The organism is Mesorhizobium sp. P160187, assembly GCF_057766425.1.
Genome location: NZ_JBYMDX010000003.1, coordinates 265,189 through 290,208, shown reverse-complemented (window position 1 = coordinate 290,208; position 25,020 = coordinate 265,189). Strand labels below are relative to the sequence as shown.

24 protein-coding genes and 1 pseudogene are annotated in these 25,020 nt (G+C 64.0%); 12 read left to right on the top strand and 13 right to left on the bottom strand.

The features are described from left to right. Nucleotides 1–70 precede the first annotated feature (70 nt). Nucleotides 71–2,101: a transcriptional regulator gene (locus tag AC3CCE_RS04710; protein ID WP_352624148.1), complete on the bottom strand. Its 2,031-nt coding sequence runs from the start codon at nucleotides 2,099–2,101 to the stop codon at nucleotides 71–73. 202 nt (nucleotides 2,102–2,303) lie between these two features. Between AC3CCE_RS04710 and AC3CCE_RS04705 the strand changes: the two genes are divergently transcribed. Next, on the top strand, nucleotides 2,304–3,389 hold the full coding sequence (locus AC3CCE_RS04705) for a PLP-dependent cysteine synthase family protein (RefSeq protein ID WP_023754941.1): 1,086 nt from the start codon (nucleotides 2,304–2,306) through the stop codon (nucleotides 3,387–3,389). A 19-nt stretch (nucleotides 3,390–3,408) separates the two neighbouring features. Beyond that, the gene (locus tag AC3CCE_RS04700; protein WP_352624146.1) at nucleotides 3,409–4,884 is read left to right on the top strand and encodes a pyridoxal phosphate-dependent decarboxylase family protein; all 1,476 of its coding nucleotides are present in this window, start codon (nucleotides 3,409–3,411) and stop codon (nucleotides 4,882–4,884) included. 18 nt (nucleotides 4,885–4,902) lie between these two features. Here AC3CCE_RS04700 and AC3CCE_RS04695 read toward each other — a convergent pair. From AC3CCE_RS04695 to AC3CCE_RS04685, 3 genes and pseudogenes are all read right to left on the bottom strand, one after another. Next, nucleotides 4,903–5,306: pseudogene (locus AC3CCE_RS04695) on the bottom strand (YciI family protein). Nucleotides 5,307–5,399: 93 nt separating this feature from the next. Continuing rightward, nucleotides 5,400–6,809, bottom strand: coding sequence for an ATP-binding protein (locus AC3CCE_RS04690; protein ID WP_352510472.1), 1,410 nt, complete (start codon nucleotides 6,807–6,809; stop codon nucleotides 5,400–5,402). After that, nucleotides 6,806–7,522 carry a response regulator gene (locus AC3CCE_RS04685; protein ID WP_023670002.1) on the bottom strand — a complete coding sequence of 239 codons (717 nt, stop codon included), beginning with the start codon at nucleotides 7,520–7,522 and terminating at the stop codon, nucleotides 6,806–6,808. The genes AC3CCE_RS04690 and AC3CCE_RS04685 overlap by 4 nt, the downstream gene beginning before the upstream one ends. 258 nt (nucleotides 7,523–7,780) lie before the next feature. On the opposite strand from AC3CCE_RS04685, the gene AC3CCE_RS04680 reads away from it, so the two are divergent. From AC3CCE_RS04680 to clpS, 4 genes are all read left to right on the top strand, one after another. Further along, nucleotides 7,781–8,083, top strand: a complete 303-nt coding sequence (locus tag AC3CCE_RS04680) for a hypothetical protein (RefSeq protein WP_023683677.1) — start codon at nucleotides 7,781–7,783, stop codon at nucleotides 8,081–8,083. Nucleotides 8,084–8,122: 39 nt separating this feature from the next. Next, entirely contained in the window at nucleotides 8,123–8,353 is a 231-nt protein-coding gene (locus tag AC3CCE_RS04675) for a hypothetical protein (protein ID WP_352624143.1), read from the top strand. A 153-nt stretch (nucleotides 8,354–8,506) separates the two neighbouring features. Then, complete coding sequence (locus AC3CCE_RS04670) at nucleotides 8,507–8,854, top strand: hypothetical protein (RefSeq protein WP_023713954.1); 348 nt, start codon at nucleotides 8,507–8,509, stop codon at nucleotides 8,852–8,854. Nucleotides 8,855–8,987: 133 nt separating this feature from the next. After that, nucleotides 8,988–9,293: an ATP-dependent Clp protease adapter ClpS gene (gene clpS / locus AC3CCE_RS04665; protein WP_023670006.1), complete on the top strand. Its 306-nt coding sequence runs from the start codon at nucleotides 8,988–8,990 to the stop codon at nucleotides 9,291–9,293. A 44-nt stretch (nucleotides 9,294–9,337) separates the two neighbouring features. Here the strand turns inward: clpS and AC3CCE_RS04660 are convergent, their stop codons facing one another. From AC3CCE_RS04660 to AC3CCE_RS04645, 4 genes are read right to left on the bottom strand one after another with little or no spacing between them, the layout of a single operon-like run. Then, entirely contained in the window at nucleotides 9,338–11,422 is a 2,085-nt protein-coding gene (locus AC3CCE_RS04660; RefSeq protein ID WP_352594765.1) for a hypothetical protein, read from the bottom strand. A 4-nt stretch (nucleotides 11,423–11,426) separates the two neighbouring features. Then, a complete protein-coding gene (locus tag AC3CCE_RS04655; protein ID WP_352624140.1) occupies nucleotides 11,427–14,252 on the bottom strand; it encodes a DUF4159 domain-containing protein in 2,826 nt (941 codons plus the stop codon). Next, nucleotides 14,249–15,163: a DUF58 domain-containing protein gene (locus AC3CCE_RS04650; protein WP_023683683.1), complete on the bottom strand. Its 915-nt coding sequence runs from the start codon at nucleotides 15,161–15,163 to the stop codon at nucleotides 14,249–14,251. The genes AC3CCE_RS04655 and AC3CCE_RS04650 overlap by 4 nt, the downstream gene beginning before the upstream one ends. Then, nucleotides 15,163–16,167 carry an AAA family ATPase gene (locus AC3CCE_RS04645; RefSeq protein ID WP_352624138.1) on the bottom strand — a complete coding sequence of 335 codons (1,005 nt, stop codon included), beginning with the start codon at nucleotides 16,165–16,167 and terminating at the stop codon, nucleotides 15,163–15,165. The genes AC3CCE_RS04650 and AC3CCE_RS04645 overlap by 1 nt, the downstream gene beginning before the upstream one ends. Before the next feature lie 144 nt (nucleotides 16,168–16,311). Here AC3CCE_RS04645 and AC3CCE_RS04640 point away from each other — a divergent pair, with 144 nt between their 5' ends. From AC3CCE_RS04640 to AC3CCE_RS04630, 3 genes are read left to right on the top strand one after another with little or no spacing between them, the layout of a single operon-like run. Then, entirely contained in the window at nucleotides 16,312–16,941 is a 630-nt protein-coding gene (locus tag AC3CCE_RS04640; protein WP_023670010.1) for a DUF1285 domain-containing protein, read from the top strand. Then, nucleotides 16,941–17,573, top strand: a complete 633-nt coding sequence (locus tag AC3CCE_RS04635) for a CoA pyrophosphatase (protein ID WP_023683684.1) — start codon at nucleotides 16,941–16,943, stop codon at nucleotides 17,571–17,573. The genes AC3CCE_RS04640 and AC3CCE_RS04635 overlap by 1 nt, the downstream gene beginning before the upstream one ends. Next, a complete protein-coding gene (locus AC3CCE_RS04630; RefSeq protein ID WP_352510475.1) occupies nucleotides 17,570–18,841 on the top strand; it encodes a CCA tRNA nucleotidyltransferase in 1,272 nt (423 codons plus the stop codon). Before AC3CCE_RS04635 ends, AC3CCE_RS04630 begins: the two co-directional genes overlap by 4 nt. A 6-nt stretch (nucleotides 18,842–18,847) precedes the next feature. Here AC3CCE_RS04630 and AC3CCE_RS04625 read toward each other — a convergent pair whose 3' ends face one another. The 3 genes from AC3CCE_RS04625 to hemF form a co-directional block, all read right to left on the bottom strand. Continuing rightward, a complete protein-coding gene (locus AC3CCE_RS04625) occupies nucleotides 18,848–19,033 on the bottom strand; it encodes a DUF1059 domain-containing protein (RefSeq protein ID WP_023670013.1) in 186 nt (61 codons plus the stop codon). Nucleotides 19,034–19,266: 233 nt separating this feature from the next. Further along, nucleotides 19,267–19,527 carry a DUF1344 domain-containing protein gene (locus tag AC3CCE_RS04620; RefSeq protein WP_023686144.1) on the bottom strand — a complete coding sequence of 87 codons (261 nt, stop codon included), beginning with the start codon at nucleotides 19,525–19,527 and terminating at the stop codon, nucleotides 19,267–19,269. A 215-nt stretch (nucleotides 19,528–19,742) separates the two neighbouring features. Then, nucleotides 19,743–20,657, bottom strand: a complete 915-nt coding sequence (hemF, locus tag AC3CCE_RS04615; RefSeq protein ID WP_023695814.1) for an oxygen-dependent coproporphyrinogen oxidase — start codon at nucleotides 20,655–20,657, stop codon at nucleotides 19,743–19,745. Between the two features lie 275 nt (nucleotides 20,658–20,932). On the opposite strand from hemF, the gene AC3CCE_RS04610 reads away from it, so the two are divergent. Next, on the top strand, nucleotides 20,933–21,190 hold the full coding sequence (locus tag AC3CCE_RS04610; protein ID WP_023683688.1) for a hypothetical protein: 258 nt from the start codon (nucleotides 20,933–20,935) through the stop codon (nucleotides 21,188–21,190). Here AC3CCE_RS04610 and soxR read toward each other — a convergent pair. Next, on the bottom strand, nucleotides 21,187–21,633 hold the full coding sequence (gene soxR, locus AC3CCE_RS04605; protein ID WP_023691595.1) for a redox-sensitive transcriptional activator SoxR: 447 nt from the start codon (nucleotides 21,631–21,633) through the stop codon (nucleotides 21,187–21,189). The genes AC3CCE_RS04610 and soxR overlap by 4 nt on opposite strands. Before the next feature lie 146 nt (nucleotides 21,634–21,779). Then, nucleotides 21,780–22,238, bottom strand: a complete 459-nt coding sequence (locus AC3CCE_RS04600) for a tRNA (cytidine(34)-2'-O)-methyltransferase (RefSeq protein WP_352510476.1) — start codon at nucleotides 22,236–22,238, stop codon at nucleotides 21,780–21,782. A 445-nt stretch (nucleotides 22,239–22,683) separates the two neighbouring features. Between AC3CCE_RS04600 and AC3CCE_RS04595 the strand changes: the two genes are divergently transcribed. Both AC3CCE_RS04595 and AC3CCE_RS04590 read left to right on the top strand, forming a co-directional pair. Beyond that, nucleotides 22,684–23,091: a hypothetical protein gene (locus tag AC3CCE_RS04595; protein WP_023728260.1), complete on the top strand. Its 408-nt coding sequence runs from the start codon at nucleotides 22,684–22,686 to the stop codon at nucleotides 23,089–23,091. Between the two features lie 27 nt (nucleotides 23,092–23,118). Beyond that, nucleotides 23,119–25,014, top strand: a complete 1,896-nt coding sequence (locus tag AC3CCE_RS04590) for an ABC transporter ATP-binding protein (protein ID WP_352510477.1) — start codon at nucleotides 23,119–23,121, stop codon at nucleotides 25,012–25,014. Nucleotides 25,015–25,020 lie beyond the last annotated feature (6 nt).

Here is a 25,020-nt window from a genome sequence, read left to right as displayed (position 1 = left end):
ATCATGATCTAACCCTTTGTTGGAGCATGATCTTTTCCAAAAACCGGTACCCACTTTTTGGAATCATGCTCTAAGCCAGACCGATGCGCGTGGCGCCGAGCTTGAACAGGGCTGTGGCATCCCGGTCGAAGCGGAAGGTGTGGATGAAGTCGTCCGCACGGTAGTCCGGAAGCGTCTTGCGGATGGCGGCGGCGAAGTTTTTCGCCTCGTCCAGCCGCCCAGCCAACGCCAGGCAGTGAGCGGCGATCGACAGGATGATGACATGGGCGTTGGGGCGGGCGGCCGCCTTCAGCGCCCATTCGGCCGCCTCGTCGAACTGGCCGAGGCGGACATGCGCCATGGCGCGTGCGCCCAGCATGCCGAACAGCATCGGGTCGAACGGCGACAGATGGCGCGAATGATCCGACGATCCGATCGCCGCGTGCGGGTCGCCCGACTGCGAATGCACGAAGGACAGCGCATAGTGGCCAAGCGCGAAGTTCGGGCTGAGGTCGACGGCTCTTTGCAGTTCTAGCACGGACGCATCACCCTCGCCGCGCAGCCACAGCGCCCGGCCCATCGCCCAGTGCGCGGCGGGATTATGATCGTCGACCAAAACGCTCTGGCCGGCCGCCTCAAAGGCAAGCACGCTGTCCTGGTCGCGGTCGCCCCAGCGCTGGAAGGCGCTCTGCCAATGGGTGAAGGACAGGCCGGCATAGGCGCGGGTAAAGGTCGGATCCTGCCTGACAGCAATGTCGAAGAAATGCCGTGCGAGGTCGTTCTCGCTGCGGGTGAAGCGATACATGTGCCAGAGGCCGCGATGGTAGGCCTCCCAGGCGTTAAGTGAATTGGGCGCTTTCAGCATGGCGCGGTTGCGCTCGACCATCTCTATCTCGGATGAGACAGAGGCCACGATGCTGTTGCCGATATCGTCGAGGACAATGAAGATGTCCTCGGCCTTGCGCTCGAAGGTCTCGGCCCAGACGATCCTGGCCGTGCGAACCTCGACAAGCTCGACAGTGACGATCAGGCGACCCGTCGCGCTGCGCACCGTGCCGGTGGCGACATAGTCGACATTCAGCCTTCGGCCGGCATCTTCCGGCGCGATGTTCCTTTCCGCCAGCGCAAAGACCGAGCCCCGGGCGATGACAAAGAAGTCCCTGAGCTTGGCGAGGCGGGTAATGATGTCGTGGGTCAAGCCATCGGCCAGCCCGCCACGAACGCCGCTACCGGCGTCTTCGGCAAATGGCATCACGGCCAGCGAAGCCTTGTGCGGCGTCGCGGCTTCTGAACCGGCAAGCATGACTGACGCCTGGTTCGGCCCGGGCGGAGCTGCCGGTTGTGCCGGCAAAATCGCGCAGGGCCGTTCGCTGCGGATGGACAGCCACGCCTCGCGCACCGGGCCGAAATCCAGCTCTTCCGACTGGAACAACTGCGCCGCAGCGGCAAGATGGTCTTCGCAGGCGCCGAACTGGCCGCGCCGCGCCAGCCTCACCAGGAGTGCGACATGGGCGCTGCTGTCGAACGGGGTCAGTTCCAGCCATTTTTCGAGATGGGCGGAGACGGCTTCGGAATCGGCCGGCAGCGTCTTGACCAAATGTTCCAGTATAGCAGCTTGGCAGGAACCGAAACGGCGGCGCTGCGCGGTCAGCCAGCTGTTGAAGAGAGGGCTGCGGTCGATCTCCAGCCCTTCGAGGAAGTCGCCGACGAACAGGTCGGAGAGCAACTGCAATCGCGTCGGCTCGAGCGTTTCGATGCCTGCGGCAGCCGCCGCCGCGACATCCAGAACGTCGACTGAGATGCCGTCGAGATCGAGCGCGATCGTATCGCCCGATGTTTCGATCCTGCGGCGGCCCGGTTCGTCGAGCGCGGCCCGCAGCTTGCTCAGGCACCAGCGCAGCTCACCCCTGGGATCATTTGGAACATCCCACAGCAACTCGCAGAGCTTGCCACGTCCGACCGGATGGGGCGCCAGCGCCAGATAGGCCAGCAGCGCGCGCAGCTTGCGCGATGCCGGCAAGACCACCGGGACGCCGTCGCGCGCAATTGTCGGCGGCCCAAACAGGCGCACGACAACACCTTGATGGCTGCTCGCCAGGCTCGATTCCACGCCAGATACCACGCCTGCTCCCACGCTGACCTGCCGGCCCCTGCTTTACCACCGAGCACGACAAAGTGCACCCGGCTGGCAAAATTTGTGCGCCGAATGTGGTGTTTACCACACTGCCGCACGTCAAGGACCTGTAGTGCGGCAAGGTGTCGAAATCTCGCCGCTCAAACCGCCGGTGTGTAACCGGCCCGTGAGCAAGAACCAGGAGTCTACCATGTTGCATCAGCAGAAAATCAGAACCACGGCCGGCCGCGGCCGCCTGTTCGACAGCATTCTCGACACCATCGGCGACACGCCGGTCATCCGCGTCAATAATCTCGGACCGGCGCACGCCACCATCTACGTCAAGGCCGAGTTCTTCAATCCGGCTGCGTCGGTGAAGGACCGGCTGGCGCTCAACATCATCGAGGAAGGTGAACGCACCGGCGCGCTCAAGCCGGGACAGACCATCGTCGAGGCGACCAGCGGCAACACCGGCATCGGTCTTGCCATGGTCTGTGCGCAGAAGGGCTACAAGCTGGTGGTGACGATGGCCGACAGTTTCTCGGTCGAGCGCCGCAAGCTGATGCGGATGCTGGGCGCCAAGGTGGTGCTGACGCCGCGCGCCGAGAAAGGCTTCGGCATGTACAAGAAGGCGGTGGAACTGGCCGAAGCCAATGGCTGGTTCCTGGCCCGCCAGTTCGAGACCGAGGCCAACGCCGACATCCATGAAGCAACCACGGGACGCGAGATCGTCAACGATTTCGCCGGCTCGCGGCTCGACTATTTCGTCACTGGCTACGGCACCGGCGGCACCGTCGCCGGCGTGGCGCGGGTGCTGCGCCGCGAGCGGCCTGAGACTCGGATCGTGCTCACCGAACCGGTTAATGCGCAGCTTGTCGGCAGCGGCAAGCCGCAGATGCGTGGCGCCGGCGGAGCGCCGGCCGCCAGCCATCCGGCTTTCGAACCGCACCCGATCCAGGGCTGGACGCCGGATTTCATCCCGCACGTCCTGCAGGAGGCCATCGATGGCAACTTCTATGACGAGGTGATGCCGATCGCCGGGCCGGAGGGCATGAAATGGGCCAAGGCGCTGGCGCAGCAGGAAGGCATCTTCACCGGCATTTCCGGCGGTTCGGCTTTTGCCGTGGCGCGCCAGATCGCCGGCACGGCACCGGCCGGATCGGTGATCCTGTGCATGCTTCCCGATACCGGTGAACGCTACATGACCACGCCTTTGTTCGACGGCATCGAGGCCGAGATGAATGCGGAAGAGCTTGCTCTCTCGCGCTCGACGCCCGGTTGCCAGTTCCCGGCATGATGACGCGGGAGCAAATTGCATGGACGCGATGCCTGGACACTCGGCTACCAGTACCGAGGAAACGCTTGACCCCTCGGACTGGGCCGATGTGCAAAGCCTGTCGCATCGGATCGTTGACGATGCTGTCGCTTACCTGCGCGATGTCAGGCAACGGCCGGTGTGGCAGGAGATGCCTGGAGATGTGAGGCATTTCTTCACCGCCTCGCTGCCGCAATCGCCGACCCCGCTTGCCGACATCTATGGCGATGTCGTGGACAAGGTGATGCCCTATCCGATGGGCAACATCCATCCGCGCTTCTGGTCCTGGTATATGGGGTCGAGCAATTTTACCGGCGCGATCGGCGATTTCCTGGCGGCAATCCAGGGCTCCAATCTAGGCGGCGGCAACCATGCCGCCGCCCTGATGGACGGCCAGGTGGTCGACTGGTGCAAGCAGATGATGGGCATGCCGGCTTCGGCCAGCGGTACGCTGGTCAGCGGCGGCTCGATGGCCAACATCATCGGGCTCACCGTGGCGCGCAACACCAAGGCCGGCATCGACGTGCGCGAGCACGGCGTTGGAGCAATCGAAAAGCCTTTGCGCTTCTATGGCTCGGACCAGGTCCATTCCTGTCACCGCAAGGGGATGGAAGCGCTCGGTCTCGGCAACAAGGCGCTGCGCCGCATTGCCAGCGACGCCGGCCTGCGCATCGACATTGAAGGTTTGAGGACTGCGATATCGGAAGATCGCGCGGCCGGGTTCAAGCCGGCCTGCATCATCGGCAACGCCGGCACTGTCAACACCGGCGCCATCGACGATCTGCAGGCGCTGGCCAAGCTGGCGCATGAGGAGGACCTCTGGTTCCATGTCGACGGCTGCATCGGCGCTCTGATCGCGATCGCGCCTGAGAATGCACATCGCGTCGCCGGCATCGAATGGGCCGATTCCATCGCGCTCGATCCGCACAAATGGCTGCATGCGCCTTTCGAGGCAGGCTGCGCGCTGGTGCGGGATGCCTCGGCGCATCGCAAGACCTTCGCGGTGACGCCGGAATATCTGGAATCGACACCGCGCGGCCTCGCCTCCGGCCAATGGCTGCACGACTATGGCCTGCAGACGACACGCGGCTTCAAGGCACTCAAAGTGTGGATGGCGTTGCGAGAACACGGCGTCGAAAAATTCGGCCGCCTGATCGACCAGAACATTGCGCAGGGGCAGTATCTCTCAGGGCTGATCGCGGCCGAACCAGCGCTCGAACTGACGGCGCCGACCAGCATCAACATCGTCTGCTTCCGCTATCGCGCGGATGGTCTCGATGGCGAGCGCGCGAAAGCGCTCAACACCGAGATCATGCTGAGGCTGCAGGAAGACGGAACCGCCGCCATTTCCGATACCACGGTGCAAGGCCGGCATTGCCTCAGGGTGGCGATCAACAACCACCGGACCCGGCGCGAGGACCTCGACCTTCTGGTCGCCGAAACGGTTCGCCTGGGTAACGAGATCGCTTCTGCCTGACCGGCCATGGGGTAGTTCTCAGCCGCTGGCGGCCTCCTTTAAATCGCCCTCCGTGGCGGGAAACGTCACGCCGGGAAGGTAGAATGTAATCGGCCGGATCTCGTACACTGCCGAGGGGTTCACGCGGCGCAAGTCGCGCGCGGCTGCAATCGCCGCCTCCTGCGTGGCGCAGTCGAGGACATAAAGACCCAGCAATTGTTCCTTGGTCTCGGCAAACGGCCCGTCGATGACGATGCCGTCGCCCGGACCACGCAGCGTGACGGCCTCGGCGGTGGCGGCCAGTCTTGCCGCCGGCCCAAGCTTGCCTTCGCGGGTCAGCCTGGCGTTGACTTCGAGCAGGTCGTGCATCAGCGCCGCTCCTGCTGCGGCGTCAGGGACTCGATGGTCTGTTCGACGTGATAGGCCAGGATGGCGTAAAACATGCGGCGATCTCCTCCTGTTCGAGCGGCCGCACTATTGCAAGGGCGGGTTGGTTGATCCACCCCCGGTGCCCAGCGAGACGCTAGTCTGCTGCCTTATGCCGCCAGCGGCAGGCTGAGCTCCGTCAGCAGGCCGCCGCGAGGATGGTTGGACAGGTTGACATCGCCGCCGGCGGCACGCGCAATGTTGCGGGCAATGGTCAGGCCTAGCCCGAGACCGCCGGTCTGGCGGTTGCGCGATTGCTCCAGCCGCACGAAGGAACCGAACACCTGGTCGAGCTGCGCCTGCGGTATGCCCGGCCCCTCGTCGCGGATAACCAGCGTGACCGTGCCGTCCGACTGCCGCAGGCTGACATGGGCTTTCTTGCCGTAGGTCACGGCATTCTGGACCAGATTGTTGACGCAGCGCTTCAGCGCCACCGGTCGCGCGATGCAGATCATGCCACGCGGCCTGGCGCCGTCATGGTCGAACGTGACGTCCTCGAAACTGTCGGCGATCGATTCCACCAGCGACCAGAAATCGATCCGCTCGCTCTTCTCCTCGGTGACTTCGAAGGTGGCGAAGTCGATGACGGAGCTGGCGATGCTCTCGATGTCGGCGAGGTCGTGGGCGAGCGCCTCGCGCGCCGTCGATCTGCGCAACAGTTCGAGGCGCAGCCGCATGCGGGTCAGCGGCGTGCGCAGATCGTGGGCGAGCGCGGCGGCCAGATGTTCGCGGTCCTCGACATAGTCGCGCAGCCGGACCTGCATGGCGTTGACGGCTTTGGCCGCGGCGCGGATTTCGCGGCTGCCGGTCTCGGCGATCGGCGGGCTCTTCAGATCCGTGCCGATCCGGTTGACCGCCGTTTCCATCATCCGATAGGGCGCCGTCAGCCGGCGCAGCGACCAGATCGACATGATCACCACCAGGGCCGCGATCAGCGAATAGAGCGGCAGGCTGTCGAAGCTCAATATCGGTCCGACCGGCGTGTTGGGCTCGGTGAAATTCAGCCATTGGCCGTCGGCGAAGCGGACAGATGCCGTCAGCTTGTCGCTCTGGGCGAAGCTGGCCGCCAGCGATAACAGGTCGCGCTCCACCGCGCCGACATCCTTGGTCACGGCCACACCGCCAGGCGCGTTGGCTGCCTGGGTTGCCGGATCGCGCCGGACGCGGGCGTCGGTGATGCCGAATTTCGACAGCCGCCCGACCAGGATGTCCTCGAGTTCGGCCAGTTCGTCGTCGCCGGCGATCGACGAGGTGACCGCGGGCGTGTCCGAAACGGTGAGCGCATAGGTGGCGTTGAACAGACCGGAGGCCGTCAGCTTGCGCTGCTCCGGCGTGTCGTCATGCATCAGCTGCACCAGCGAATAGGCGCGGTCGTTAAGCCGGTAGAGATCGACCTCGTCATTGGCGACGGCGCGATCGCGCGAGACGATATAGAGCGTAGCGACCTGGCTGATCAGCAGGCCGGCAATGACGATGAGCAAAACCCAGACCGGCAGGGTTTGCGGCAGGAAACGTCTCATTCGGAGGTGGTCTCGGGCAGAAACTGGTAGCCTCCGCTGCGCACAGTCAGGATCAGTTTCGGCGTCTTGGGGTCGTCTTCCATCTTGCGCCTGAGACGGCTGACCAGGATGTCGATACTGCGATCGAAGGAATAGTCGCTGTCACCGCCGGAAAGCTCGATGAGCTGGTCGCGGGTGAGCACGCGCTGCGCGCTTTTGACGAAGGTCTGCAGCAGGTTGAACTCCGCCATCGTCAGCTCGACCCTGACGTCGCCCGGCGCCATCAGCCGGCGGCGCGAGCAGTCCATCGTCCAGCCGGCGAAATGATAGATCTGCTTGGTGGTGGCCCGCTTCGGCTCGGCAGCACCATTGCGCCTCAAAACGGCGCGGATACGGGCCAGCAGCTCGCGCGGATCGAAGGGTTTGGGCACATAGTCGTCGGCTCCCATTTCCAGGCCGACGACGCGGTCGGTGGTCTCGGTCACCGCCGTCAGCATGATGATCGGCGTCGAGTAGCTGGCGCGCAGGTCGCGGCAGAGCTCCAGCCCGCTCTTTCCTGGCAGCATCACATCAAGCACGATCAGGTCTACCTGCGTGCGGCGCAGTATGTCTTCCATCTCGACGCCGTCGGCGGCAACCGTGGTGCGCAGGCCGCGCTTCTGGAAGAATTCCTGAAGCAGGTCGCGAATGCCCTTGTCGTCGTCGACGATCAGTATGTGCGCATCGGATTTCACGGCGATCCTGTCATTGCTGGCGGCCGGTCGGCGGCTGCCTTCTGAGTCTGCTTCTGTGGCGTCACCCACACGATAGAATTCTGGCCACATGTTGGCGAGCGGCGATGATCGCCCGCAAAGCCGATTTGCCAGAAACAGTCCAGAAACAAAATTCTATAGTCCGGAAAAACTCCCGAAAAAAATCAAGGGCATAAAGGGTGCCGTGGCGGTCAGGACATCGGCTGCGACGCGAAGTCTCCGGAGTAACGGACATCACCAATGCACAGGTTCACGATCAGCTTGATGGGTGCGCTGCTCAGCATTCCGCTCGTCACAGCCGCGGTCGGAGCCACAACCGCAAAGGTGACGCCGATCACAAGGAGCGAGCGCTGCATCGATCTCAATCGCCAGGTAGACGAAGCCCTTGAAACCCATGCCGCGGCAACGCAGGTCACCGCGGCGAAAGCACTGCAAAGAAAGGGAAACCGGTTCTGCGCCAACAAGAAACAGGCACAGGGTATCCGGATGCTCGCGAACGCTTTGAAGCTGCTTGGAGTGACACCGATCGACCCGGTTCAGTGACACTCGAAACTCGACCCGCACAAAGAAGGAAATGAAGCCATGAAAAAGTCCATCCTCTCCGCCACCGGTCTCGCCGTCGCTCTCGCTTTCGCAATGCCGGCTCTGGGCAATGCCGCTGCCACCACGACCGCTGCTCCGGCTGCTTCCACGAGCACCGCTCCGGCGACCACGACCGCCAAGCCCCCGGTGAAGAAGGTCGTCGCCAAGAAGCCCGTCAAGAAGCACAAGAAGGCGAAGAAGGTCGTCAAGACGGACGCCCCGAAGGCCTGATCCAGACAGCCAACAGGCTTGTCTGTAACAAGGCCGCTCCAGCACCCCCCCGGCTGGAGCGGCCTTGTCGTGTGAGCATGATTACCCGTTGATGGGTGCCGGCCACCCAGGACTTTAACCCGTTTGCAATGCAGATCCGGTAGGATAGCCCGCATGAAGAAGCGGCTTTCATCCATTCTGCGCTCGATGGCCATCGGCGGCCTTGTGGCCTCGGCAATGGTCAGGGTGCTGATCCAGTTCACCGCCAGCCCGGTGCCCGATCCGGTGAGCGGGCGCACAGAGCCGTCGCTGTTTGCACCGGCAATCTCCAGCAGCTGGCAATACATCACACCATGGCAAAGCCTGCTGCTTACCGTGATCACCGGCGCGGCGCTGGCCTGCTTCTTCGGCTGGCTCGCGGTCGCCTGGGTCGAATACAAGGCGGCCGGATCAAGGCCGGATGCGGCATCCAGCGCACGGCAATTCCAGGCTCGTCGCGTCGCCAATCGCCAGGGCCGTTGAACCGCAGCATACACTTCCTAAATTTGTGAACGGCAGCACTTCCGGGAAGCCGGTTTGGCGCGCCGATCAAAATGGACGACGGCTTTCCCCCATGACAAAGTGAGAGCGACCCCTCGCGCGATACCGGTTCCCGATGCCTGAAATCAGTTCCAAACCCCGCACCAAGACCAAGCCGCGGACCGAGCGGCCGAAGCTCTACAAGGTCATCCTCATCAATGACGATTTTACGCCGCGCGAATTCGTGGTGACGGTGCTGAAGGGCGAGTTCAAGCTCAGCGAAGACCAGGCTAACCGGGTGATGATCACCGCGCACCGGCTCGGCGTTTGCGTCGTTGCCGTCTTCACCAGGGATGTCGCCGAGACCAAGGCGACACGGGCCGTCGACGCGGCCAAGGCCAAGGGGTACCCGCTGCTGTTTACGACGGAGCCGGAGGAGTAGGTTGAGCGTCTTTCTCCCCGTATAGTGACGGGGAGAAGGGATCCTCACCTTCCTTCTCTATACCACATCGCGCCCATGGCCAGCAGCAGCAGGCAAAGGCCGAGGAAGCCGCCGAACAAGGGTACGCGCGAGACGGCTTTGAGCACGCTGTCGTCGGTGCTGCGCAGGCCGATCCAGTCTGCGCCCGAGGCCGCACCGGAGGCGCGGACCGGGACGATGGAGGGCAGGGCGACACTGCCGGTGAGCTGGCCAAGGGTGGAGGAGGCCGCCAGCCGGCGCACGCTGCCGCCGGTGGCCTCAGTCGGAGCCTTCAACCGGTCCTCGGTAGAGACGACGTCGGAGAATTCCGGCGCGTTGACCGGGCCGACATGGGCGAGTGCGGTCAGGTCACCATTGCCGATCTGGTAGAGGCCGATCTCCTTGGTCTCGATGCTGCCCAGGAAAACGCCGGGTTCGGACTTCTCCAGCTTCACGATCAGCGCCTTGCCCGAAGGGGTGATCACCTGCGCCGGGCCGGGATCGTCGCTCATCGTCTGGCGGCGGATTTCCAGCATCATGCCGCGGCCGTCGGCGGTCAGCCGCTCTTCCTCGAGTTCAGGTTCCTTCATCAGCCAGTGGGCGATGCGGCGGTAAAGCTGGACATGCGGCCCGCCACCCTCGAAGCCGCGCGCCCATAGCCAGCCCTGATCGGACAGAAGCATGCCGACGCGGCCTTCGCCCTTATGGTCGAGCAGAAGCAGCGGGCGGTTGTCGGCGCCCTTCATCACCACTTCGCCTTCGGGGTTCTGCACGCCGATCGTGCGGAACCAGCGGCTCCAGCGCGGCGGCTCCGTCGCCGAGCCGTCGAGGCCGCGCGTCACCGGATGGCGCTGGCCGAGATCGGTGAGGCGCGGATAGAAGGCCTTGTCGATGACTTCGCCGGTCGGCATTGCCGGCAGCGACGACATTAGCGGGGTGCGGGCGATCGAGGCGTCGCCGGCATATTCCGGCCCGGCGGCGATCAGCAGCGCGCCGCCCTTTTCGACATATTCGGAGATGTAGTCGTAATAGAGGATCGGCAGCACGTCGCGGTGCTGGTAGCGGTCGAAGATGATGAGATCGAAATCCTTGATCTTCTCGACGAACAGCTCGCGGGTCGGGAAGGCGATCAGCGACAGTTCGTTGATCGGCGTGCCGTCCTGCTTTTCCGGCGGCCGCAAAATAGTGAAATGGACGAGATCGACCGAGGCGTCGGATTTCAGCAGGTTGCGCCACGTGCGCTCGCCGGCATGCGGTTCGCCGGAAACCAAAAGCACGCGCAAATTCTCGCGGATGCCGTCGATCAGCGCGATGGCGCGGTTGTTGGCGTCGGTCAGTTCGCCCGGCTCGCGGTCAATGGAGAGTTCGACGATGTTGCGGCCGGCGCCGGGGATGGTCACCTGCAGCGGCATCGCCTGGCCGATGGTCGCCTCTTCGACCGCGACCTGCTCGCCATTGACCGAGACGCGGACATCGACCGGGCCGGTTTCGCCGTCGGTGGCGATGACCCGGTAGGTCATGTCGAGCGGCTTGCCGACCAAGCCGAAGCGCGGCGCATTCTCGAAGCGGATGCGGCGGTCCTTCTCGTGCTCGTTGCCGGTGATCAGCGCGTGCAGCGGCGCATTGAAGTCGGGGGCGGCCGGCGCGTCATGCACCTCGCCATCGGTGATCATGATGGCGCCACCGATGCGCGAGGGCGGCACGTCGCGGAACGCGCCTTCAAGCGCTGCAAAAAGCTTGGTCTCGGTGCGCTCGTCGGCGGCTTCCGACTTGCCGGCCTCGATGACGCGGACGTCGAACTGCTTGAAGCGGTCAAGGCGCTGCTGCAAACCGGCAAGCGCTTCGTCGGTCTGTTTGGTCCGGTCGCCGATATCCTGGCTCTGGCTGCGGTCGACGATGACGGCAACGACGCTCTTCAGCGCCTCGCGCTCCTCATCGAGGAAGACCGGATTGAGGAGTGCTGCGCCCAGCGCAATCAGCGCCGCGAAGCGGAAGATCGCGCCGCGCTGGCGAAACCACAAGCCGACAGCCGCCAGCACCAGCAGCGGTGCGAGCACCAAAGCCAGCAAGGGCCAGGACAGCAGCGGTTCGAAGGAAATCGACCAGTTCATAGGCTTACTGCCCCAGCCGTTCGAGCAGGATCGGCACGTGCACCTGGTCGGATTTGTAGTTGCCGGTCAGCATGTACATCATGATATTGACGCCGGCGCGCAGCGCATAGATGCGCTGCATCGGATCCGATGGCACGGTCGGCAAAAGCGGGTCACCATTCTCGTCGACGGCCCAGGCGCCGGCAAAATCATTGGCGGTGATCAGGATCGGCGAGACGCCGTCGCCGACGCGTACCGGCCGATTCTCGGCATTGCTGGCCTCGAGCGAGGCTTCCACCCAGAGCGGGCTGCCGGAGAAGCGGCCGGGAAATTCGGGCAGGATGAAGAAGGATTTGGTCAGCACATGGTCGGCGGGCACCGGCTCCAGCGGCGGCACGTTGAGATTGCCGAGAATGTCGCGCAACCGTTCCGTCGCCGGGCTCGCCGAATCCGCACCGATGCCGTTGGCGAACTGGTCGCGCGTGTCGAACAGCACCGTGCCGCCCTGCTGCATATAGGCGTCGATGCGGGCGATCGCGGCTTGGCTCGGCATCGGCGCGGAGGGATCGATCGGCCAGTAGATCAGCGGATAGAAGGAAAGCTCGTCCTTCGAGATATCGACGCCCGCCGGCGCGCCCGGCTCGAGCGCGGTCTTCTCGATCAGGAAGCGGGTCAAGCCTTCGAGCCCTGCGCGGCTGATCGAATCGTCACCGGGCACACCGGTCAGCACATAGGCGATGCGGGTCTTGGCAATGTCCTCGATAGCGGCGGCATCGCCGGGCTTGGCGTCGTCGGCGCGGGCGAGGTCGGCATGGCCAAACAGCATGCCGAGGCCAAGCAGCAGCGCAGCCGTCGTTGCCGCGGCCGATCGGGCGCGGCGTGGTCGGCGCGACATCAGCCCGCCCATCCAGAACACCGCCAGCGTGTCGAGCAGCATAAGCACAAGTGCCGCTGTGACCAGCGATCCCTTGAGGTCGCGCGATTCATCGAAAGCGTACTGGATATTGGTCACCGGCACTGTGAATTGCGGGCGCACCAGCGGCGCGAAGGCGGTGGCCGGGTCGAGCAGATTGTGGGCGAAAACGCCGGTTTCCGAGCCATAGAGGCCGGGCGGGTTCTCGAACGTCACCGGCAGCGAGCCGGCGCCAGGGACCAGCGGTCGTGCGTCCGGCGTCGGCGGCACCAAAGTGCCGTCGGCGGCTATCATGCGATAAGGCGCCAGCGACGTAGCAGCGGCTTCAGCGTTGGCAACCGCCGCACCCTGGTTGCGCGACAGTTGCACAATGCGCCGCAGCATCTCGACGAAGCTGCCGGAGATCGGCAGCGTCGACCATGTCGCTTCCGGGGTGATGTGGAACAGAACCAGCGTGCCCTTGCCCTTCTTCAACCCGGTCACCAGCGGGGTGCCATCGGCAAGGGTTGCCCAGGTGCGTTCGACGATGTCCGGCGTCGGTTCGGCCAACACCTGCCGGCTTACCGTGACCTCGGCCGGCGGTGCGAGGTCGGCGAACGGGCCGTTCTTCGGGAATTCGGTCACCGCTTGCGGCGTCGTCCATGACAGCGCGCCGCCAAGCGAGCGCTCGCCGGTGCGCAGCCTGACCGGCAACAGATCATCGTCGTTGCCGGCGGCGGCCAGCCGCGAACCGGCAAAGCGCACCAGCGTGCCGCCATTGTCGACCCAGTCGACCAGCCGCTGATGGACCTGCGGCGGAATGGTACCGATATCGGCCATGACGATCATCGCCGGCTTCTGGTCGAGAAGCTGCGGGATGGGGTCGGCGAGATCGACGCTCGACGGTTCGACCAGATCGGCGAAAGGCTGCAGCGCGCGCCTGATGTAATAGAGCGGCGACAGAAGCGGCTGCGCCTGGTCGGCCTCGGCCTGCGATAAAAGTCCGACGCGGCGGCGCTTGGAGCTTTCGTCGAGCACGCGCACCGCACCTGCCTGGCGTTCGCCGTCGAGCGCGATCGAGGCGAAGTCGTTGCGCAGTTCGAACGGCACCGCCATCGTGCCGGTGGCGGTGGTCTCACCCGGCGCGAAGGTCAGCGTCGCGTCGGCGATGCGGCGGCCCTTGTCGTCGAAGGCGCCGGCGGTGACTTGTGCCGGCGCCGGGTCGCCGGGCGCGCGGATGGCGGTCAGGGCGAAGCCGTCGACCTGATTTTCGGCGCCAGTGAGCCCAGTCAGCGCCAGCCGGTCGGAATTGGCCCAGACGACACGGGCGGCATTTTTCGACAGCAGTGTGTTGAAGGCGGCCTCGTCGCCCTTTGCTGCAAGGCCGTCGGCGAGAACGGCAACGCTGGCGCCGGGCAAGGTTTCCAGCACGCCGGCGACGCGGGCATAGACGGCGGGTCGGTCGGTTGGGATCGGCCTCGGCTTGGCGGCGCGCAGCCGGTCGAGGGCAGCCGCGGCATCGAAGGGGCCGATCTCGGCGTTCGGCTTTTCGGCGGTGAAGGCGATGACGACCGGTACGCCGTTCGAACCGGCATCGGCGATCAGCCGCTGGGCGGTGGCGACGCGCTTGCCCCAGTCGGCGGCACTCGCCCAGTCATTGTCGATGACGAGCGCCAGGGCGGCGCCCTCGGCCGGCAATTTTTCGCGCGGATTGAAAACGGGTTCGGCTAATGCCGCGACGACAAGGGCTGCCATCAACAGCCGCAGCAGCGTCAGCCACCACGGGCTCTGCTGCGGCGTTTCCTCGCGCTTCAGCACGCGAGCGAGGATCTTCAGCGGCGGAAACATTTCGGACTGCGGCTTGGGCGGTGTGAGCCTGAGCAGCCACCAGATCACCGGCAGCGCGAGCAGGCCCCACAACACCATGGGAGCGCCAAAGGAGAGCGGCAGCCAGCTCATGCGCCGGCCCTTCCCACGAATGCGCCATCGGCGGTCATCGCCATGTGGATGCGCACCAGCGCCTCGGAAGCGAGGCGATCGGTGTGGTTGACGGTGTAGCTCCAGCCGAGGCGCTTGCACCAGCTGGCCATCTCCTGGCGGCGGGCGGTGTAGAGCAGGCGGTATTCGTCGCCGAGCATTTCGGCGCGGCCGGCGGTCAACTTGTCGCCGGTCTCGGGATCGGTGAATTCGGTGCGGCCGGCATAAGGAAAGGTCTCCTCCGCCGGATCGGCAACCTCGATCAGATGCGCACGCACGCCATGCCGCGCCAGCACATCGAGCCATTCCATGGTCTCCTCGACCGGGTCGAGGAAATCGCTCACGACGACGATGTCGCAGAAGCGGCGGATGGCGGACAGGTCAGGCTTTGCTGGCAGGTCCGCGGCGTGCATCAATTGCGCTGCGATGCGCTCGGCGCCGTTGCGGGCGGTGAACGGATCTGTCAGGCCGGGCCATGCGATGCGCTCGCCGCTGCGCGACAAAAGTTCGGCCATGGCCAGTGCCAGCACCAGCGCGCGCGATTCCTTGGAAACGCTGGCGCCAGTCGATTTGTAGAGCATGGAGGGCGATGGGTCGGCCCAAAGCCACACCGTGTGGGCTGCTTCCCATTCGCGGTCGCGCACATAGGTGTGGTCGTCCCGGGCCGAACGGCGCCAGTCGATGCGCGAGGAATCGCCTTCGACATAGGGGCGGAACTGCCAGAAATTCTCGCCGATGCCGCGCTTGCGGCGGCCATGCCAGCCGGCAATTACCGTATTGACGATACGGCGTGCCTCGACCAGCAGGTCCGGCACCAGCGAAGCCCGCAACCGGCCCCTGGCGAGCGCGTCGCGCGTCGCTGCCGGTGCCTGGACTTCGCCGATACGCGCCATCAGATTCCTTTGGCCAGTTTCGCTACCACGTCGCGCACGGTCGTGCCCTCGGCGCGGGCGGCAAAGGTCAGCGCCATGCGGTGCTGCAGCACCGGTTCGGCCAGCGCGCGGATGTCGTCCAACGACGGCGCCAGCCGCCCGTCATAAAGCGCGCGCGCACGGGCGCACAGCGTCAGCGCCTGGCTGGCGCGCGGGCCGGGACCCCAGGCGACATGCTTGTCGGTCTCGGCATTGCCCTGGCCGGGACGCGCCGAACGCACCAGTTTGAGGATGGCGTCGACGACGGTTTCGGGCACCGGCATACGGCGGATCAGCGTCTGGATTTCCCTCAGCCGCGCCGGCTGCAGCACGTTTTGCGCCTTGGCGTCCTCGATGCCGGTGGTTTCGAGCAGGATGCGCCGCTCGGCCTCGATTTCGGGATAAAGGATGTCGACCTGCATCAGGAAGCGGTCGAGCTGCGCTTCGGGCAGGGGATAGGTGCCTTCCTGCTCCAGCGGGTTTTGCGTCGCCAGTACATGGAAGGGCGCGGGCAGGTCGTGGCGAATGCCGGCGATGGTGACGTGATATTCCTGCATCGCCTGCAGCAGCGCCGACTGGGTGCGCGGCGAGGCGCGGTTGATCTCGTCGGCCATCAGCAATTGCGCGAAGATCGGGCCGGAGATGAAGCGGAAGGAGCGCTTGCCGGCCTCGTCCTGTTCCATCACCTCTGAGCCGAGAATGTCCGACGGCATCAGGTCGGGTGTGAACTGGATGCGGCGCGAATCGAGGCCGAGCACGACACCGAGCGTTTCGACCAGCTTGGTCTTGGCAAGGCCGGGCACGCCGACCAGCAGCGCATGGCCGCCGGCAAGCAGCGCCACCAGCGTGCGCTCGACCACCACTTCCTGGCCGAAAATGACGCGGCCGACGCCGTCGCGCACCCTGGAAATATCGGCCAGCGCCGTCTCGGCCTGGGCGATCATGTCCTTTTCGCTGATTGGGCTTTCCTTGACCATTACGCTCATGCCGCATCGATCCTTGTGCTGGAAGTACCGGCTTGCACTGTAGAGCCTTAGAATGCCGCGATTCGGCTTCGCCTGGCGCCTACGAATGAATTTAAATCACAGACTTAGGCTGACAAGCGGAACAACAGTGACTATTTCGTGACCATGACGGAACGCTCCGAACATCGCGAACACAGCCTTGCTGCCGCAACCGAGGCGCGCGGTCTCGAAGCGTTGATCTCGCGTGCGGCTCGCGCCGGCAAGGGCGCGGCGCCGGTGGAGCGCTGGAATCCCGACTTTTGCGGCGATCTCGACATGGAGATCAAACAAGACGGAACGTGGTTCTATCTCGGCACGCCGATCGGCCGCATGCCGCTGGTGCAGCTGTTTTCCAGCGTGCTGCGCAAGGACGAGGATGGCAGGACCTATCTGGTGACGCCGGTCGAACGGGTCGGCATCCGCGTCGTGGACGCGCCTTTCATCGCGGTTGAAATGGATGTTTCCGGCGCCGGCGCCGAGCAGACCATCACTTTCCGCACCAATGTCGGCGATGTCGTCGAGGCCGGACCTGGCCATCCGCTGCGCTTCGTCGACGAGAACGAGACCGGCGGCCTGAAGCCCTATGTGCTGGTGCGCGGGAGGCTGGAAGCGCTGGTGGCGCGGCCGGTGATGTACGAACTGGTCGAGCATGGCGAGGAGATCGATATCGGCGGCAAGACGATGTTTGCCGTGCGCTCGAAAGGCGAAATCTATCCGATCATGCCGGCGGAAAAACTGAAGCGGCTGAGCGCATGATGGATCAGGTGAGGCCGCCGCCGTTTTCCACAGCGGATTTTCGCGCGCGGGTCGCCGCGCAAGCTGAAGCCCATGCCGGCGACGATTATGGCGATCATCGCTTCAACCCCGGCCATCCACGGTTGACGCAGCTCAAAGCGCTGCGCGACGCCGCGGTGCTGATCCCGGTCGTCGATCATGGACGCGATGCGACCGTGCTTTTGACCAAGCGGGCGGAAAAACTGCGCAGCCATTCCGGGCAGGTGGCTTTTCCTGGCGGCACCATTGATCCCACCGATGCGACCCCGGAAGCAGCGGCCTTGCGCGAGACCTTCGAGGAGATCGGCCTCGGCCATGACCGCATCGAGATCATCGGCCGCATGCCCGATTATGTCGCCGGCAGCGGCTATCGCATCGCGCCGGTGCTGGCGATCGTCGAGCCCGGTTTTACGCTGTCGCTCAATTCCGACGAGGTCGACGCCGCCTTCGAAGTGCCGCTTTCGTTCCTGATGGATCCGGCCAACCACACCAGGGACAGCCGCATGTGGAACGACCTGGAATGGTTCTTCTACGATATGCCCTATGGCGGCCAGCGCATCTGGGGCGTCACCGCCGGCATCATCCGCACGCTCTATGAAAGGCTCTATGCTTGAGTGATCCGATATCGCTGGCGGGCAGAGCCGACTGGCTGGGTGAAAAGCATCTGCAGCGGCTGCTTGCCGTGCTGGCGCAGGGCGGCGAGGAAGCCCGCATCGCGGGCGGCGCGGTGCGCAATGCGCTGATTGGGCAGCTGGTCGCCGATATCGACGTTGCTACCACTTGCCTGCCCGAGGAAACCGTTCGCCGCGCCGAGGCGGCGGGCTTCAAGGCGGTGCCGACCGGCATCGAGCACGGCACGATCACGGTGATTGCCGGCGGCGCGCCCTATGAGGTCACCACGCTGCGCGCCGACATCGAGACCGATGGCCGCCGCGCCAAAGTGTCGTTCGGCCGCGACTGGAAGGCCGACGCCGAACGGCGCGATTTCACCATCAACGCGCTCTATGCGGAGGCTGACGGGACGGTCGTGGACCTGGTCGGCGGCGTCGGCGATATCGAGGCACGAAGGCTGCGCTTCATTGGCGATGCCGAGCAGCGGATCCGCGAAGACTATCTGCGCATCCTGCGTTTCTTCCGCTTTTTCGCCTGGTATGGCGAGGGTCGGCCCGATGCCGAGGGATTGAAGGCCTGCGCCCGGCTCAAGGACGGTCTCGCCCATCTCTCGGCCGAACGCATCTGGTCCGAGCTGAAGAAGTTGTTATCGGCCCCAGATCCGTCGCGCGCCTTGCTGTGGATGCGCCAGGCCGGCGTGCTCACCAGCGCCCTGCCGGAAAGCGAGAAATGGGGCATCGATGCCATTCATGGGCTGACCAAGACAGAAAAGGATCTGGGCTGGGCGCCGGACCCGCTGCTCAGGCTGGAGGCGATCGTGCCGCCCGATGCGGAGAGGATGAAGACACTGGCCAAGCGGCTGAAACTTTCGACCACTGAGGCGGAGCGCCTGCGCCACTGGGCGCTGACGGCTGCCGTCGAGCCCAAGACAAGCGAAGCGGAACTGGCCAAGAAACTCTATTCCGGGGAGCGCCAGGGTTTTCTCGATCGCCTGCGGCTGTCGCTGGCGTCGGCGCGAGCGCGGGCTCTCGAGGACAATGACGCGCTGGTTCAGGCCGGCGGGTTTTCGCGCCTGCTCGCTTTTGCCCTGAAATGGGAAAAACCGGTGTTCCCAGTCAAGGGCGGCGATCTGACGGCGCTTGGCGCGTCGCCGGGGCCAATACTCGGTGCGATCCTGAAAAACCTGGAAAAGGAATGGATCGGGTCCGGCTTTGCGCTTGATCGCGACGCGCTGCTGGAGCGCGCCGCGGAAGCCTTGAAGGCCAGATAGGACTGCTCAGGCCGCGTCGCGAACTTTCTCGATGCGCGAGCGGATCGCCTCGATCATCGTCTCGCGAATGACCGTTTCGCCATGTGTCTCGCGCATATGGTCGACGGCGCGGCGCATGACCTCGGCTTCCTCACCGGCACGGGTGTGCCACTCACAGCCGGGAACCAGCGAGCCGCAATGGAATTCCTTCATGGGATTTTCTCCTTTTCCTCCTTGGAGCCTGTGCCTCTCATGGGCACACGAAGCTCCGCCATCTCTGTTCCGCGCCCTGTCACAGCAGTCGGTTTCGGGGGCGCGCACGGGGGAGTTAGCATAACACGGTTCCACGAGTTTGGTTGCCGTGGGGGCGAAAAAGGCGGAGCAGCGCTGCTCCGCCCCCCTCTTGCCAGGCTAAGCCAAGGCGAGAACGTTCGGTCTTGTCCCGATCACTTCTCGATCTTGACGGACTCGGCAACCTTGTTCTTGCCGCTCATGTCCCAGGAAACGCGGACCTTTTCGCCTGCCTTCAGGCCAGGATCCTTGAAGGTCTTGGGCAGCGTAAAGGTCGATCCATCGTCCAGAACGAGGCTCATGGCCGTGCCATCATAGGTCTTAACCGTGCCCGTGGTGTGCTTGACTGCGGCAAAGGCAATCGAGCCGGAAGCGAGAAGGGCAGCGGCGGCTGCCGAAACAATGAGCTTTCGCATGTAATACTCCTGGAAATGCGGGCATCCGTTTGGAAAATGCTCCGCCTTGTTCAGGGCCGTCCGGTAGCGTCGTGTCGCGGTTCGGGACTGAACCGCCGGCGCTTCCCGGCCCGAAACGACAAATAGTCGTTTTATTTCAATCGCCTATTAGACGAAAAAGATAATGGCGATGCCACATTGACGTCAATGCGGCTCACGTTTCGCTCACCGATTTTTTACGGCCACCTGACCTCCGGCGGCAGGCTGGACAGGATCGAAGCGACATTGCCGCCGGTCTTCAGGCCGAAGATGGTGCCGCGATCGTGAAGAAGGTTGAATTCGACGTAACGGCCGCGGCGAATGAGCTGCTCGTCGCGGTCATCATCGGTCCAGTTCTCGTTGAAATGGGCGCGAACCAGGTGTCCGTAGACGACAAGGAAAGAACGCCCGACATCCTGGACGAAGTTCAAATCGGCATTCCAGCCGCCTTTCTCCTCCCCCGAATGCAGCCAGTCGAAAAAGATGCCGCCGACGCCGCGCGGCTCGTGGCGGTGCGGCAGATAGAAATACTCGTCGCACCAGGCCTTGAATTTGGGGTGGTCGGCGATCGCAGCGTTCTTCTCGCAGGCGAACTGCATGGCTCGATGGAAGGCGACCGTGTCGGGGTGATCTTCCGTGCGGTTGCGGTCGAGCACCGGCGTCAGATCGGCGCCGCCGCCAAACCAGTGGCGCGACGTCACGACCATGCGGGTGTTCATGTGCACGGCCGGCACGTTGGGGTTCCAGGGATGCGCGATCAACGAAATGCCTGATGCCCAGAAGCTCGGGTCTTCCTCGGCGCCGGGCATCTGCTTCCTGAATTCGGGCGAGAATTCGCCATAGACGGTCGAAGTATGGACGCCGACCTTCTCGAAGACGCGGCCGCGCATCATCGCCATGGCGCCGCCGCCGCCCTTTCCATTGTCGCGTTCCCACGGCGTCTTCTCGAAGCTGCCGGGCGACCATTCGGCCAGTGGTCCCTGCAGTTCCTGTTCGATCTGCTCGAAGGTTGTGCAAATGCGCTCGCGCAGCGTCTCGAACCAGAGCCTGGCCTTCATTTTCTTCTGTTCGATGTCGGGTGGCAGGCCTGCCGGTATTTCTGGTCGTTCCAAAATGCTGTCTCCGGTCGCGGCCGACAAAGGACCTAGTGGAGTGAATTTGACATTTGCACACAGCGTGGCGCAGGGCACGATGCAAATGTCAAATTCGAAAACTCCACCAGAAACATAAACTTGCTAGCGGTCCTTGTGATTCCAACATTCGCAACGGCGCCTGGGGATTAGGGAGGCGAATGTTGGAATCGGACCACTAGCCTTTTCCGGGCGCGATCCCTAATCTCTTAGGGGCAAGGGTCAAGTGTCATCTGGTTCGGCCCAGGAGTTCTTTCATGCGCACGCCGGCAAGACCGCCGCTGCATGGCCTGAAGAAAAGGCTCGATCGTTCACGCGCCGAGCGCGAGCGCATGCCGCGTGACGGGTTTTTGCGCGAGACCTTCGTCCTGCCGCGCCCGGATGCGCGGCTCAAGGCCAAGGAATGGTTCGAGCGTTTTCCCAAGCAGGCCTACTGGACCGAGATCGAAAGCTGGTTCGAGCGGCCGGGCGACGTAATCGAATTCACCATACGGCGGCTGCCCGCGGCGGATTAGGATTCCACAAGCAGTCGCCTTGCGCCCGGCCCTTGCGCACTCAAGCGATCTTCCCTGTTTCGCAGCGGGCATTTGTCGATCGACATGCAGCCGCAGCCGATGCAGTCGGTAAGGCCGTCGCGCAGCTTCTTTAGCTGAGTGATCTTGCGATCGAGGTCGTCGCGCCAGCCGGTCGACAACAGGTTCCAGTCCTCGCGCGTCGGGGTACGGCCTTCTGGCAGCGATTCAAGTGCGGCGCCGATCTCGGCCAGCGAGATGCCGACCTCCTGGGCGATCCGGATGATCGCCACCCGCCGCAGCACGTCGCGGCCATAGCGCCGCTGGTTGCCCGACGTGCGGTGGCTGCGGATCAGCCCGCGCGCCTCGTAGAAATGCAGCGCCGACACCGCCACGCCGCTGCGCATGGCCAACTGGCCGACCGTCAATTCCTTTACCGGAGCCATCTCGATTTTCCGCTTGACCTCAACTTAAGTTGAGCTTGTAGCCAGGAAATGTCGATAGGGCAATTGAGGAGAAGGCGATGTGCGCCTGGGTGAGAATGATGCAAGACGCAAGGGCCGTTGGCGATGACGACAACGCGTTGAAGGTTCTAGCCGAGTTGCCGGATGGCTTCACCGGCGACCATGGCGACGGACAGCGCGACGTTGATGCTGCGCGTGCCCGGCTGCATCGGGATCGTCAGCCGCGCATCCGCCGCCTGATGGACAGGATCCGGCACGCCGGCGGATTCGCGGCCGAACAGCAGGATGTCGCCTTGGGCGAAGCTGAAGCCCGTATAGGGGGTCGCGGCTTTGGTGGTGAGCAGCACCAGCCGGCAGGCTTGGCCCTTGCGCCAATCCTCGAAGGCGTTCCAGTCGACATGCCGGGTCAGGGCAGCCATTTCGAGGTAGTCCATCCCGGCGCGCGTGAGCGCTTTGTCGGAGAGCGGAAAGCCGGCTGGTTCGATGATGTCGACGCCAAGGCCGAGGCAGGCGGCGAAGCGCAGGATTGTTCCGGTGTTGCCGGCGATGTCAGGCTGGTAGAGGGCGATGCGGAGACGGTGGTTCATTTCCGCGTCTTTCTAATAAGTGGCAGATCGGCCACAGCGGGTGGCTGGTTTTGGAAATTGCTGGACCTGCGGGTGGCCATTTTCTGCGAAGTCGATTATACCGCACGCATTGTCAACCCGAACCGATGGAGGGGTATTTCATGATGACCATGCACATCCAGCGCCCCTCCCGTGGGCTTACCTGCCCGCCGGCGGTTTCGGTACGACGATTTACCTGATTTCTTAGATCTGATCGCACCGATTCCCGCCGAACCCAATTTTCGGCTCTCGAAGGAATCCTGCGATGTTTTTCAAACCGTTAAAGGGGCCAAGCGCCCCAGCTGAGCATGTCGCGACCGAGGCCTATCGTCGTGTCCCGACGGATGCAATCCGTGCCTCCGGCCGAAGGCCGGCGCACGACATTGCTTCGCCTTTTTATGTCTATTTTCACACGGAGGACGGACCGATGTTCGATCCCTATAAGATACCGGGTTCAAGAAGCCTGCACGAACGCAAGACGGCGACCTGGGCGTTGCTGGTCGGCGAGACGTATTCGTCGGCGGTTCACGCCCAGATGCGCCGGCGTCCGCATCGCGGCATGTTGCCGGATGTCGATTTCTCGCGTGCGGTTCCCGACCACAGCCGGCCGTCGCTGGTGCGCCGGATCATCCGGCTGATCCGGCCGGGCGCGAAAAACCGGACTGGCGGCGGCGTGCCGTCAGCTCAGTCGAAGGCTTCTGTCGGTGAAAAGCCCGCAAGTCCCTATATTGCGCGAAGCAGGACCGATGGCCCGGGTGATTCCGGGCCGTCGGTCCCCGCCGACGTACGGTCTGGGGACGCGGAGCGCCCCGGGGATTTTTCCCGCGCCGCATGAGCGGACAAAAGTTTTGTGAGCATCACTATGTTTAGCTGGTTTGAAAGAAGGCTCGATCCGTTCCCCGCAGCGGAACCGGTCGAGCCGCCGAAGACGCTGGTTGCCTTCTGCGTGCATTATACGCGCGGCGCCTGGCCATACATCATCCTGGACGCGGTGCTGGTGACGGCGATTGCCATCGCGGAAGTGTGGATGTTCGGCTTCATGGGCCACATCGTCGACTGGCTGTCCGGGCAGAACCGCGAAACCTTCCTGCAGACCGAGAGCTGGAAGCTCGCCGGCATGGCCTTCGTCGTGCTGTTCGCGCTGCCAGGTACAGTATGGCTGCATTCTTTGCTCAACCAGCAGACGCTGATGGGCAACTACCCCATGCGCATCCGATGGCAGGTGCATCGTTATCTCTTGAAGCAGTCGATGAGCTTCTACCAGGACGAATTCGCCGGCCGCATCGCCACCAAGCTGATGCAGACGGCACTCGCCGTGCGCGAATGCGTCATCAAGGTGATCGAGGTGCTCAATTACGTAATCGTCTATTTCCTCGGCATGCTGTTCATCGTCGGCTCGGCCGACTTGCGGCTGGCGGCACCTCTCGGCGTCTGGCTGCTCGGCTATATCGGGTTGTTGCGCTATATCATCCCGAAGCTGGGCAAGGTCGGGGAGGCGCAGGCCAATGCGCGCTCGACTATGACCGGCCGCGTCGTTGACAGCTACACCAACATCCAGACGGTCAAGTTGTTTTCCCATGCACGGCGCGAAGCAACGTTCGCCAAAGAAGGCATGGCAGGCTTCCTCGACACGGTCTACCGGTCGATGCGGCTGGTGACGGTGCTTTACGGCCTGCTCTATATCCTCAACGCGCTGCTCCTGTTTTCGGTGACGGCGACGGCGCTGTGGCTGTGGCTCGGCCAGGCGGTGACGATCGGCGCCGTCGCCGTGGTCATCGGCCTCGTGCTCCGTATGTGGGGCATGTCGCAGTGGATCATGTGGGAAATGTCGAGCCTGTTCGAGAACATCGGCACGGTGCAAGACGGTATCGCCTCGATCTCGCTGCCGCGCCTGGTCGAAGACCGGCCGGGGGCGAAGGACATTGCCGTCACCAAGGGCGAGATCCGCTTCGACGACATTCGTTTCCACTATGGCAAGCAGAAGGGCGTCATCGAGAACCTGTCGCTGACGGTGAAGCCCGGCGAGAAAGTCGGCATTGTCGGGCGCTCGGGCGCGGGCAAGTCGACGCTGGTCAATCTCCTGTTGCGGTTCTACGACCTCGAGAACGGCCGGATCCTGATCGACGGCCAGGAGATCGCTTCGGTGACGCAGGATTCGCTGCGCGCGCAGATCGGCATGGTGACGCAGGACACTTCGCTGCTGCATCGTTCTGTGCGCGACAATATCCTTTACGGGCGGCCCGATGCGACGGAGGAAATGGTTATCGAGGCAGCCGGGCGGGCCGAGGCGCTGGAGTTTATCGGCAGGCTTTCGGATCACACCGGACGTAAAGGGCTCGACGCTCATGTCGGCGACCGCGGCGTCAAATTGTCCGGCGGCCAGCGGCAACGCATCGCCATTGCTCGCGTTATGTTGAAGGACGCACCGATACTTATCCTTGACGAAGCGACGTCGGCGCTGGATTCCGAAGCCGAGGCCGCCATCCAGGAGAATCTCTACAAGCTCATGCAAGGCAAGACCGTCATCGCCATTGCGCACCGGCTGTCGACCATCGCGGCGATGGACAGGCTCGTCGTCCTCGACAAGGGCCGTGTCATCGAGGAGGGGTCGCACGAGGAACTCGTCGCCAGCGGCGGGCTCTACGCGCAGCTCTGGCAGCGCCAGTCGGGCGGGTTCCTGCTCGACGACGGTCCGGTCGATGCCGCCAATGACGCTGTTGCCAACGACATCGGCGTGAAGGGTGAAGCCGCAGAGTGATGACGT

Coding starts and splice junctions, on each gene's coding strand:
- soxR (WP_023691595.1), bottom strand. CDS start 21,633: ATGGCTCCGGTAAAGGAATTGACGGTCGGCCAGTTGGCCATGCGCAGC.
- AC3CCE_RS04595 (WP_023728260.1), top strand. CDS start 22,684: ATGTTCGATCCCTATAAGATACCGGGTTCAAGAAGCCTGCACGAACGC.
- AC3CCE_RS04700 (WP_352624146.1), top strand. CDS start 3,409: ATGGACGCGATGCCTGGACACTCGGCTACCAGTACCGAGGAAACGCTT.
- clpS (WP_023670006.1), top strand. CDS start 8,988: ATGCCTGAAATCAGTTCCAAACCCCGCACCAAGACCAAGCCGCGGACC.
- AC3CCE_RS04670 (WP_023713954.1), top strand. CDS start 8,507: ATGAAGAAGCGGCTTTCATCCATTCTGCGCTCGATGGCCATCGGCGGC.
- AC3CCE_RS04680 (WP_023683677.1), top strand. CDS start 7,781: ATGCACAGGTTCACGATCAGCTTGATGGGTGCGCTGCTCAGCATTCCG.
- AC3CCE_RS04590 (WP_352510477.1), top strand. CDS start 23,119: ATGTTTAGCTGGTTTGAAAGAAGGCTCGATCCGTTCCCCGCAGCGGAA.
- AC3CCE_RS04600 (WP_352510476.1), bottom strand. CDS start 22,238: ATGAACCACCGTCTCCGCATCGCCCTCTACCAGCCTGACATCGCCGGC.
- AC3CCE_RS04640 (WP_023670010.1), top strand. CDS start 16,312: ATGACGGAACGCTCCGAACATCGCGAACACAGCCTTGCTGCCGCAACC.
- AC3CCE_RS04625 (WP_023670013.1), bottom strand. CDS start 19,033: ATGAAGGAATTCCATTGCGGCTCGCTGGTTCCCGGCTGTGAGTGGCAC.
- AC3CCE_RS04705 (WP_023754941.1), top strand. CDS start 2,304: ATGTTGCATCAGCAGAAAATCAGAACCACGGCCGGCCGCGGCCGCCTG.
- AC3CCE_RS04645 (WP_352624138.1), bottom strand. CDS start 16,167: ATGAGCGTAATGGTCAAGGAAAGCCCAATCAGCGAAAAGGACATGATC.
- AC3CCE_RS04650 (WP_023683683.1), bottom strand. CDS start 15,163: ATGGCGCGTATCGGCGAAGTCCAGGCACCGGCAGCGACGCGCGACGCG.
- AC3CCE_RS04655 (WP_352624140.1), bottom strand. CDS start 14,252: ATGAGCTGGCTGCCGCTCTCCTTTGGCGCTCCCATGGTGTTGTGGGGC.
- AC3CCE_RS04610 (WP_023683688.1), top strand. CDS start 20,933: ATGCGCACGCCGGCAAGACCGCCGCTGCATGGCCTGAAGAAAAGGCTC.
- AC3CCE_RS04690 (WP_352510472.1), bottom strand. CDS start 6,809: ATGAGACGTTTCCTGCCGCAAACCCTGCCGGTCTGGGTTTTGCTCATC.
- AC3CCE_RS04635 (WP_023683684.1), top strand. CDS start 16,941: ATGGATCAGGTGAGGCCGCCGCCGTTTTCCACAGCGGATTTTCGCGCG.
- AC3CCE_RS04620 (WP_023686144.1), bottom strand. CDS start 19,527: ATGCGAAAGCTCATTGTTTCGGCAGCCGCCGCTGCCCTTCTCGCTTCC.
- AC3CCE_RS04675 (WP_352624143.1), top strand. CDS start 8,123: ATGAAAAAGTCCATCCTCTCCGCCACCGGTCTCGCCGTCGCTCTCGCT.
- AC3CCE_RS04660 (WP_352594765.1), bottom strand. CDS start 11,422: ATGAACTGGTCGATTTCCTTCGAACCGCTGCTGTCCTGGCCCTTGCTG.